Annotated in this window: 6 protein-coding genes; 4 read left to right on the plus strand and 2 right to left on the minus strand. The window is 63.1% G+C overall.

Going from position 1 to position 9,837, the window contains the following annotated elements; genetic code table 11:
• Positions 1 to 187 (minus strand): hypothetical protein (locus tag ABJK70_RS14450; RefSeq protein WP_347258318.1); only part of this gene is annotated, 187 nt, incomplete at its 3' end.
• A 279-nt stretch (positions 188 to 466) separates the two neighbouring features.
• Complete coding sequence (locus tag ABJK70_RS14455; RefSeq protein ID WP_077730165.1) at positions 467 to 1,123, minus strand: peroxiredoxin; 657 nt, start codon at positions 1,121 to 1,123, stop codon at positions 467 to 469.
• Between the two features lie 177 nt (positions 1,124 to 1,300).
• On the opposite strand from ABJK70_RS14455, the gene ABJK70_RS14460 reads away from it, so the two are divergent.
• From ABJK70_RS14460 to ABJK70_RS14475, 4 genes are all read left to right on the plus strand, one after another.
• Positions 1,301 to 3,271 (plus strand): cation-translocating P-type ATPase, encoded by a 1,971-nt coding sequence (locus ABJK70_RS14460; protein WP_347258319.1) that lies wholly within the window; start codon positions 1,301 to 1,303, stop codon positions 3,269 to 3,271.
• Between the two features lie 269 nt (positions 3,272 to 3,540).
• Positions 3,541 to 5,181, plus strand: a complete 1,641-nt coding sequence (locus ABJK70_RS14465; RefSeq protein WP_347258320.1) for an NAD(P)-binding protein — start codon at positions 3,541 to 3,543, stop codon at positions 5,179 to 5,181.
• Positions 5,182 to 5,183: 2 nt separating this feature from the next.
• Positions 5,184 to 8,774 carry a pyruvate:ferredoxin (flavodoxin) oxidoreductase gene (nifJ, locus tag ABJK70_RS14470; RefSeq protein ID WP_347258321.1) on the plus strand — a complete coding sequence of 1,197 codons (3,591 nt, stop codon included), beginning with the start codon at positions 5,184 to 5,186 and terminating at the stop codon, positions 8,772 to 8,774.
• Between the two features lie 14 nt (positions 8,775 to 8,788).
• A complete protein-coding gene (locus ABJK70_RS14475) occupies positions 8,789 to 9,775 on the plus strand; it encodes a dihydroorotate dehydrogenase-like protein (RefSeq protein WP_347258322.1) in 987 nt (328 codons plus the stop codon).
• Positions 9,776 to 9,837: the final 62 nt, after the last annotated feature.

Here is a 9,837-nt window from a genome sequence, read left to right on the forward strand (position 1 = left end):
GCACGCCGGTCCGTTCGCTGATGAGCCGGCGCAACGGTTCCGAGTACGGCTCGGTATAGTAATTGCTCAAGGGCAGCTCGGCGCGAGCCGCCTCGATAGCCTCCTCGATCGGAGGCAAGGGGTTTTCGCACAGCAGCAGCTTGATGCCTCGGAAGACGCCGCCACCCTTTTCTGCCTTGCTGCTCATTTTCGAAATCCTTTATCGGCGGCCGGGCATGAAGAAAGCGATGGCACCGATCCCGGCCATAATCAGCAGCGCTTAGACCAATTTTCACCACGGTTTGGCAGTCTGGATCGGGAAGGTCGTAGGTCGGCAATCCTTTGCCGACAAAGCTCTCGCCGATCCGAGGGGTCAGTAACGAATTGCCGGCCTACGGCACCGCTTCATTTTCGCTCCCTCCTGTCGGCGCGCGGTGTCAAGCAGTCCATCCAAGTCACTTATTCCCGATGCCCCTGCGCTCTGCGGCTATGATGCGGCCTTCTTGCAGAAGAACCAGTCGACGCACTCGTATCCCTCCTGGAGCCGCGCCTCGGCGTCCTGGGCCGTCTTCGGCGGCGGCACGATCACCTTGTCGCCCGGCTGCCAGCCTTCCGGCGTGGCCACGCCCTGCTTGTCCGAGGTCTGCAGCGCCTGCACCAGGCGCAGGAACTCGGGGATGGAGCGGCCGTTGGTCATGGGATAGTAGACCATGGCGCGCAGGGTGCCCTTGTCGTCGATGATGAAGGTGGAGCGCACCGCCGAGGTGTCGGAGGCGCCCGGCTGAATCATGCCGTAGGTATTGGCCACCCGCATCGACAGGTCCTCGATGATCGGGAACGGGATCTCCACGCCGAACTTCTCCTTGATCGTGCGCATCCAGGCAATATGTGAATAATTGCTGTCGATGGATAACCCGAGCAACTCGCAGTTCAGACTCCGGAACTGCGGATAGGCCTTGGCGAAAGCCATGAACTCCGTGGTGCACACCGGCGTGAAGTCGGCCGGGTGGGAAAACAGCACCAGCCATTTGCCGCGGTAATCGCCGAGCTTCTTGACGCCGTGGGTGGTATTCGCCTCGAAAGCGGGCGCCGGCTCGTTCAGGCGCGGCATTTCGAGTGGTTTGGATGAAGTGATATTTTCCATGATCTATCTCCTCTGAAACGGGTACGGAATCGGACAAGGGACGCTGTGCGTCTGCCCGACTCGTTTGTCCAATGATTAGATTTGAGACAGAATCGGCTCTTTAAAGGTCCCCCGAGCCGTATCCGCAAAAAGCCGTGTCGAGCGGTGTCCCATATCAAAGAAGGAACGGAAGTTCTTATGGATACTCAATTGACAACTTTGTTGCAGCAACTGGATCGACGCATCCTGAGCCTCAGCCCTCAGAGAGACGTATTCCTGCTGCGCCTTATCGTGGCGTTGTTGGCGGTCATCTTCCTGGCCATGGACGCACTTTACGGCATGCCGTTCTTTTACTGGCTGGGGCTGCCGTTTTATCTCTTCTGTTTGGCGCTCTACGTTCAAGGGCTCGTAAAATCGCTCCTGATTTTGCGGCAGGTTTCCGCGGAGCTGCTGATCGTTCTGGTGATGACCGTCACCCTGATCGACGGGAAGCCGCTCAGCGGCGCGATGGTCGCCTGGTTCATCGGGCTCGGTTTGTACATTTCCTTCACCATCATCCGCAGAAATCGGGAAAAGATCGAAAGTCTGGTGAAGCAGGCCAAGCGAACGGCCCTCGTGCTCGCCGGCGGCGAAATCCGCGAAATCCCGGCGGAAGAGGTGAAGCAGGGCGACGTGCTGATCGTGCCCCGCGGCACCGCCGTCCCGGTCGACGGAAGCATTGCGGAGGGAAAATCGTCCATCGACGAATCCTTCGTCACGGGCGAACCGTTTCCGATCCACAAGGTGCCGGGCGATGAAGTCACTTCCGGCACGCTCAATCTTTCCGCGCCCTTGCAGATTCGGGCCACCAGGAACGGCGACGCTTCGTTTCTTGCCCTGATCGCGGGCGAAATCGAAAAAAGCCTTCAGAAAAAATCCACGCTGCAGCAAAGGGCGGACAAGATCGTCCAGTACCTCATCCTGGGGGTCACCGGGTATGCGTTCCTGCTGTTTTTCGTCACCGGCAGCCTGGATTTGATGGCGACCGCCTTGTCGGTAATGTGTCCCTGTGCCTGGGCGCTCGCGACGCCGACCGTGTTCGCGTCCGGCATAGGCCGCTCGGCGCGGCTCAATATCCTCGCCCGGGGCGGAGAACCCCTGGACATCATGCACGAGATCGACACCGTAATCCTCGACAAGACCGGCACGGTCACCCTGGCCGAACCCAGGGTCAGCCGGGTGATACCGATAGGTGCCGATGAGCGCGAGCTGATCGAGATCGCGGCGTCGGTGGAAACGCGCTTCAGCCATCCGTTGGCGCGGGCCATTTTGAATTTCGCGCGAAACCAGGACATCACGCGATTCAAACCCGTGAGCGACGCCGAGGACCTGCCGGGGCGCGGGGTCAAGGCGCGACTGGAAGACCGCGAAGTGCTGATCGGGAGTCCCGAAACCTTGGAGTCGCTCGGGATCGAAATACCGGACCTCGAATATTCCGGCCGCGCGATCTGGGTCGCCATGAACCGTGAAGTCAAAGGCGCCATCGTCGTTCAGGACGTGATGCGCTCGGAGATGACCAACCTGGGGCAAGCGATCCGCGAACTCGGCGTCAAACGCGTGTTGGTCGCCACCGGCGATCACGAGGAGTCCGAAGCCAGGCGAGTGGCCGATCTGATCGGCGCCGACGGATATTATTTCAACTTCAAGCCGGACGACAAGGCGGCGCTGGTGAAGGAACTTCAGTCGTCCGGCAAGGTGGCGATGGTGGGCGACGGGGTGAACGATGCCCCGGCCCTGGCCGCCGCCGATGTGGGCATCGCCATCGGCGGACACAAGAACGTGGCCCTCGCGATCGCCTCGTCCGATATCGTGATTCTCGGCGACGATGCCGGCGATCTGCTCACGATCCTCGACATCAGCCGCAAAATGGCGGAGATCACCAAACAGAATTATGCCTGGGCCATGTCGTTCAATACGGTCGGGCTCGCTCTGGCCACCTTCGGCTTCCTCAATCCCGTACTCGCCGCGTTCTTACACCATATCAGCTCGGTCTTCGTCGTCGCCAATGCGGCACGGCTCTATGCCGGCATCAACACGGCCGCCGATCTGATGGACCGAGTGATGACGGGCCTGAGTCGATGGCAAAGCCAGGTGAGCCGGTTTCTGACGCACAGGGGCCAGGAGGCATGAGCATTCTCGAGACGAGTAACGATCCCCTTCTCGTCCCGCAGCCGAAAAGCCGGTACACCGAACCGGCTCGAGCGGGACGGGACAGCCGAGTTCGGATACGGTTGATGAAACTTTGCCCAGGCAGGCACCGTCCGAACCCTGAAACGCTTGCCCCGAGACACGGGAGCACATCGCAGCGCCGTCTGCTTCGAAGCTTTGGCGCATGATCGCGGACTCTCTTTGCTTGGCCATCGACTAGGCCGCCGATCGAGGATGGAGAGACTTTTAGAATGAGCAATCGCAAATCCAGCGACCTGACGCGACCGGCGGACCTCTTGCAACACGGGCGGAGCACCGGCCCCTTCCGCACGCGGCGTCCGATTTACGTCGACCTCCTGCCGCCCTGCAATAACGCCTGCCCGGCCGGCGAGAACATCCAGTCCTGGTTGTTCGACCTGCGCGCCGGCCGCTATGAAAAGGCCTGGCGGGTCTTGATGGAGGACAATCCGATGCCGGCGGTGCACGGACGCGTCTGCTACCACCCCTGCGAAACCCACTGCAACCGCGGCCCCATCGACAGCCCGGTGAGCATCCACGCGGCCGAGCGGTTCCTCGGCGACCTCGCCTTGCGCGAAGGCTGGCAGGTCGTGAAAGCCCCGGCCAGCGGCAAGCGGGTCCTGATCGTGGGCGCGGGGCCCAGCGGCCTGTCCTGCGCCTATCACCTGGCCCGGCTGGGCCATCAGGTGGAGATCGACGAAGCGGGTCCCCTGGCCGGCGGCATGATGCACTTCGGCATACCCGCCTACCGCCTGCCGCGCGCGGAGCTGATGGGCGAAATCAGGCGGATCGAGGCCATGGGCGTCAAGATCGTTCTCGATCACAAGGTGGAAGACGTGCTGGCGGAAAAGGAGTCCGGCCGGTTCGACGCGGTGTTCATCGCCGTTGGCGCGCATCTGAGCAAGCGCGTCGGCATCCCGGCGCGGGACGCCGGCAAGATCCTGGACGCGGTGACCTTCCTGCGCCAGACCGCCACCGGCGAAGCGCCCAAGCTCGGCCGGCGCGTGGCCGTCTACGGCGGCGGCAACACCGCCATGGACGCGGCGCGCACGGCCAGGCGCCTGGGCGCCGAAGAGGCGCTCGTCATCTATCGGCGCGACCGGGCGCACATGCCGGCCCATGAATTCGAGGCCGACGAAGCCATCGAGGAAGGTGTCAAGATCAACTGGCTGCGCACCATCAAGGAGATCGACCAGACGCATATCACCGTCGAGGTGATGAGGATCAACCCGGAAGGGTATCCCGAACCGACCGGCCGGTTCGAAACCCTGGAGGCGGACTCGCTGATCCTGGCGCTGGGCCAGGAAACCGATACGCGCTTCCTGCACGAGGTGCCGGGCATCCAGTTCAAGCCCGACGGCGTCGTGATCGTGGACGACAACATGATGACGGGGAGTCCCGGCATCTTCGCGGGCGGCGACATGGTACCGAGCGAGCGGACCGTGACCGTCGCCGTCGGCCACGGCAAGAAAGCCGCGCGCTGTATCGACGCCTATCTTCGCGGCACGCGCTACGTCAAGCCGCCCAAGCATCCGCCGGTAAGCGCCGATATGCTGCGCCTGTGGTACTTCACCGAAGCCGAACGGAAGCGGGAAGCCGAACTCGAACTGGAGAAACGGCGTTACGGCTTCGAGGAAGTGGTCGCGGGGCTCTCCGAGAACGAGGCTCTGTTCGAAGCCAAGCGCTGCTTCTCCTGCGGCAACTGCTTCGAGTGCGACGGCTGCTACGGCGCCTGTCCCGAGGACGCCATCGTCAAGCTGGGACCCGGCAAGCGCTATCGCTACGATTACGACCTCTGCACCGGCTGCGCGGTCTGCTACGAGCAGTGTCCTTGCCATGCGATCGAAATGATTCCGGAACCCCGGGGGGAATAACGATGGCGAAACCGAAAGTCATTACGCTCGACGGCAACGAGGCGGTGGCCCATGTCGCCTACCGCGTCAACGAAGTGTGCGCCATCTATCCCATCACGCCCTCCTCCACCATGGCGGAACTGGCCGACCAGTGGGCGGCCGAGGGCAAGACCAACATCTTCGGCGAGGTGCCCGTGGTGGTGGAGATGCAAAGCGAGGGCGGCGCCGCCGGGGCCGTGCACGGTGCCCTTCAGACCGGGGCCTTGACCACGACCTTCACCGCTTCGCAGGGTCTCCTCCTGATGATCCCGAACATGTACAAGATCGCCGGCGAACTCACCCCGACGGTGTTCCATGTCGCCGCCCGCTCCCTGGCGGCGCAGGCCTTGTCCATCTTCGGCGATCATTCCGATGTCGCCGCGGTGCGGGGCACCGGTTTCGCCCAGATCGCCTCGGGCTCGGTGCAGGAGGCGCACGACTTGGCGCTGATCGCCCAGGCCGCGAGCTTGAACAGCCGGATTCCTTTCCTGCATTTCTTCGACGGCTTCCGGACCTCCCACGAAATCAGCAAGATCGTGCTGCTTTCGGACGACGAAATCCGGGCCATGATCGACGAGGAGACGGTCCGCGCGCACCGGGCGCGGGCCTTGAATCCCGATAACCCCTTTATCCGCGGCACCGCGCAGAACCCGGACGTTTATTTCCAGGGGCGCGAGACCGTAAATCCCTACTACGCGCGTTTGCCGAGCCTGGTACAGAAAACCATGGACCGCTTCGGAGAACTGACCGGACGCCGGTATCGCCTGGTCGAATACCACGGCGATCCGGAGGCCGAGCGCGTGGCCGTGATTTTGGGCTCCGGCGCGCACACCCTGCGCCAGACCGTCGATTTTCTGGCCAAGCAGGGCGAGAAGGTAGGCGTGATTCAGGTGCGTCTGTGCCTGCCGTTTTCCGTCGGGCATTTCCTCGCCGCCCTGCCCTCGACGACCAAAGCCATTGCCGTCCTGGATCGCCTAAAGAGTCCCGGCGCGCTCGGGGAACCCCTGTACACCGACGTGGTCGCGGCGCTGGCGGAAGCGGAGGCCAGCGGTCTCCTTCCGGCCGGGAAACGGCCCGAGATCGTCGGCGGCCGTTACGGGCTTTCCTCCAAGGAGTTCAATCCGGCCATGGCGAAAGCCGTGCTGGACGAGCTGAAGAAGGAAAGACCCAAGAACCACTTCACCGTGGGCATCGTCGACGACGTTTCGCACACCAGCCTGGACGTCGATCCCGGTTTCGACATCGAGCCGGACGGCGTGGTGCGCGCCGTGTTCTTCGGTCTGGGCGCGGACGGCACGGTCGGCGCCAACAAGAACAGCATCAAGATCATCGGCGAATCCACCGATCTCCATGCGCAGGGCTACTTCGTCTACGACTCCAAGAAATCCGGCTCCAGGACCACGTCTCACGTGCGTTTCGGGCCCGAGCCGATCGAATCGCCCTATCTCATCGAATCGGCCAACTTCATAGGCTGCCACCAGTTCAGCTTCATCGAGAAGCTCGACGTGCTGGCCAAGGCCAAGCATGGCGCGGTTCTCCTGCTCAACAGCCCGTACGGCCCGGACGACGTATGGGACCGGCTGCCCTACGAGGTTCAGCGGCAGATCATCGACAAGGCGCTGAAGCTCTATGTGATCGACGCTTCCGGGGTCGCCCTGGAAACCGGCATGGGCGGACGCACCAATACCATCATGCAGACCTGCTTCTTCGCCCTGTCCGGCGTTTTGCCGCGCGATCAGGCGATCGCCAAGATCAAGGAAGCGATCAAGAAGACCTACGGCAAGAAGGGCGAGGAGATCGTGCGGAAGAACTACGAGGCGGTCGATCGAACCCTTTCCGCCCTGCACGAGGTGAAAGTCCCGGACCAGGCGACCGGCACCCTCGAGCGCCAGCCGGTGTTTTCCGAGGAGGCGCCCGATTTCGTGCGCCGGGTCACGGCGATGATGATAGCCGACCGGGGCGACGAACTGCCGGTGAGCCTGATGCCGGCGGACGGCACCTTCCCGTCGGGCACCACCCGGTGGGAGAAGCGGAACATCGCGCAATCCGTGCCCGTGTGGGAGCCCGATATCTGCATCCAATGCGGCAACTGCGGCTTCGTCTGTCCGCACAGCGTCATCCGCGCCAAGTTCTACCACGAATCCCGGCTCGAGAACGCGCCCGAAACCTTCCTGTCGGCGCCGGTCACCGCCTACGGTTTTCCGGAAACCCGCTATACCTTGCAGGTCTATGTCGAGGATTGCACGGGCTGCGGCCTGTGCGTCGAGGTCTGCCCGGCCAAGAGCCTCACCCGGAGCGGCGTCAAGGCCATCAACATGCGGCCCAATGACCCGATACAGGAACCGCAGAAGGCGAATATCCACTTCTTCGAAACCATTCCGGTGAACGACCGCGCCCGGGTCGATTTCTCGTCGGTGCGCGGCGCGCAGTTTCTCGAACCCTTGTTCGAATTTCCCGGCGCCTGCGCGGGCTGCGGCGAGACGCCCTACGTTCGGCTGCTGTCGCAACTCTTCGGCGATCGCCTGATCGTCGCCAACGCCACCGGCTGCTCCTCCATTTACGGCGGCAATCTTCCGACCACGCCCTGGACCGTGAATGCCGAAGGAAACGGCCCCGCCTGGTCGAACTCGCTGTTCGAGGACAATGCCGAATTCGGCTTCGGCTTTCGCCTTACCGCCGATCAGCACTTGGCTCTGGCGCAGCGGCTCGCCCGCGAGCTGAAAGATTCGCTAGATCCCGAATTGGTGGACGAAATCCTGGCCGCACCGCAGCTCACCGAGTCGCAGATCCGCGCCCAGCGCGAGCGCGTTGCCAAGCTCAAGGCCATGCTGCTGCAGCGGACCGACGACAAGGCGAAGGATCTTCTGTCGGTGGTCGACCAACTGGTGCGGCGCAGTATCTGGACCGTCGGCGGAGACGGCTGGGCTTACGACATCGGCTCGGGGGGCCTCGACCATGTGCTGGCCTCGGGCCGCGACGTCAACGTGCTGGTGCTGGACACCGAGGTGTATTCCAACACCGGCGGGCAGATGTCCAAGGCGACGCCGCTCGGCGCCGTGGCCAAATTCGCCGCGGCCGGCAAGACCGTCGCCAAGAAGGACCTCGCCCTACAGGCCATCGCCTACGGCAATGTCTATGTGGCGCGCGTCGCCATGGGGGCGAACCCGCAGCAGACCCTGCTCGCCTTCCGCGAGGCGGAAGCCTATCCCGGTCCTTCCCTGATCCTCGCCTACAGCCATTGCATCGCCCACGGCTACAATCTGCAACACGGCATGCACCAGCAGGATCTGGCCGTCGCCAGCGGCTATTGGCCCTTGATCCGGTACAACCCGGCGCTGCGCCGGTCGGACAGGAATCCGTTCGTGCTGGATTCGGCGCGTCCGCGCATCCGATTCAAGGAGTATGCCTACAACGAGCTGCGCTTTAAGATGCTGAGCCATACCAATCCCCGGAACTTCGAACGCCTGATGGGGATGGCGCAGCAGGTGGTCGATCAAAAATGGGACATTTACGAGGAAATGGCCAGCCGCGCCGGCAGCCGCTTTCATCCCGATGCCAGCGTCGACCTTCCGTAACAAGGGGAACCCGCATGGATCTCAAGACACGCTATATGGGACTGGAGCTCGATCATCCCGTGGTCGCCTCGGCCTCGCCGCTTTCCGAGACGCTGGACGGCATTCGCCGGCTGGAGGACGGCGGGGTCTCGGCGGTGGTCCTGTTCTCGCTGTTCGAGGAGCAGATCCGCCAGGAAAGGATGGCGTTCGTTCAGCTGATGGATCACCCGTCGGAAAGTTATGCCGAGTCGCTGAGCTACTTCCCCGATGTGGGCGATTTCCGTGTCGGCCCGGACAGCTATCTGAGCCTGGTGCAGCGCGCCGCCGAGGCCGTGGACATTCCGGTCATCGCCAGCCTCAACTGTGTGACCGGCGAGGGCTGGATCGACTACGCCCGACAACTGCAGGAGGCCGGCGCCAAAGCCCTGGAGCTCAATATCTACGGCATCGAAGCGAATTTCGATGTCTCGGGGCGTGAGGTCGAGCAGCGCTACCTGGACATCCTGCGGATGGTCAAGCAAGCCGTCTCCATTCCGGTGGCGCTGAAGCTGAGCCCTTTCTTCAGCGCCTTCGGCCATATCGCCCGGCAGTTCGATGCCGAGGGCGCCGATGCCCTGGTCCTGTTCAACCGCTTCTATCAGCCCGATCTCGATATCGTCAACCTGGAGGTCGCTCCGACCCTCTCCCTCAGTCACGCCGGGGAGATTCGCCTGCCCTTGCTCTGGATCGCCCTTCTGCGCGGCCGGCTCAAGGCTTCGCTCGCGGCGACGCGGGGCGTGGAAAGCGCCGTCGAAATCATCAAGTATCTCCTCGCCGGCGCGGACGTGGTGATGGTCGCCTCCGCCCTGCTGCGCAACGGTCCGGACTATGCCGGCACGCTGGTGGACGGTTTGAGGGACTGGATGGACCAGCGCGGGTTTCAATCACTGGAACCCATGCGCGGCATCATGAGCCGCGCCAAAGTAGCGAATCCGGGAGCCTTCGAACGCGCCAATTACATTAAAATACTGGAAAGCTACTGATGGCCTGCGCGGCCTCCAGGTAGACCGAGGGAGCCGAGGCCGGACCAGAAGTAGGTCGGCAA

Source organism: Methylocaldum sp. (genome assembly GCF_039794385.1).
Taxonomy (GTDB): Bacteria; Pseudomonadota; Gammaproteobacteria; order Methylococcales; family Methylococcaceae; genus Methylocaldum.

Coding starts and splice junctions, on each gene's coding strand:
- ABJK70_RS14460 (WP_347258319.1), top strand. CDS start 1,301: ATGGATACTCAATTGACAACTTTGTTGCAGCAACTGGATCGACGCATC.
- ABJK70_RS14465 (WP_347258320.1), top strand. CDS start 3,541: ATGAGCAATCGCAAATCCAGCGACCTGACGCGACCGGCGGACCTCTTG.
- nifJ (WP_347258321.1), top strand. CDS start 5,184: ATGGCGAAACCGAAAGTCATTACGCTCGACGGCAACGAGGCGGTGGCC.
- ABJK70_RS14475 (WP_347258322.1), top strand. CDS start 8,789: ATGGATCTCAAGACACGCTATATGGGACTGGAGCTCGATCATCCCGTG.
- ABJK70_RS14455 (WP_077730165.1), bottom strand. CDS start 1,123: ATGGAAAATATCACTTCATCCAAACCACTCGAAATGCCGCGCCTGAAC.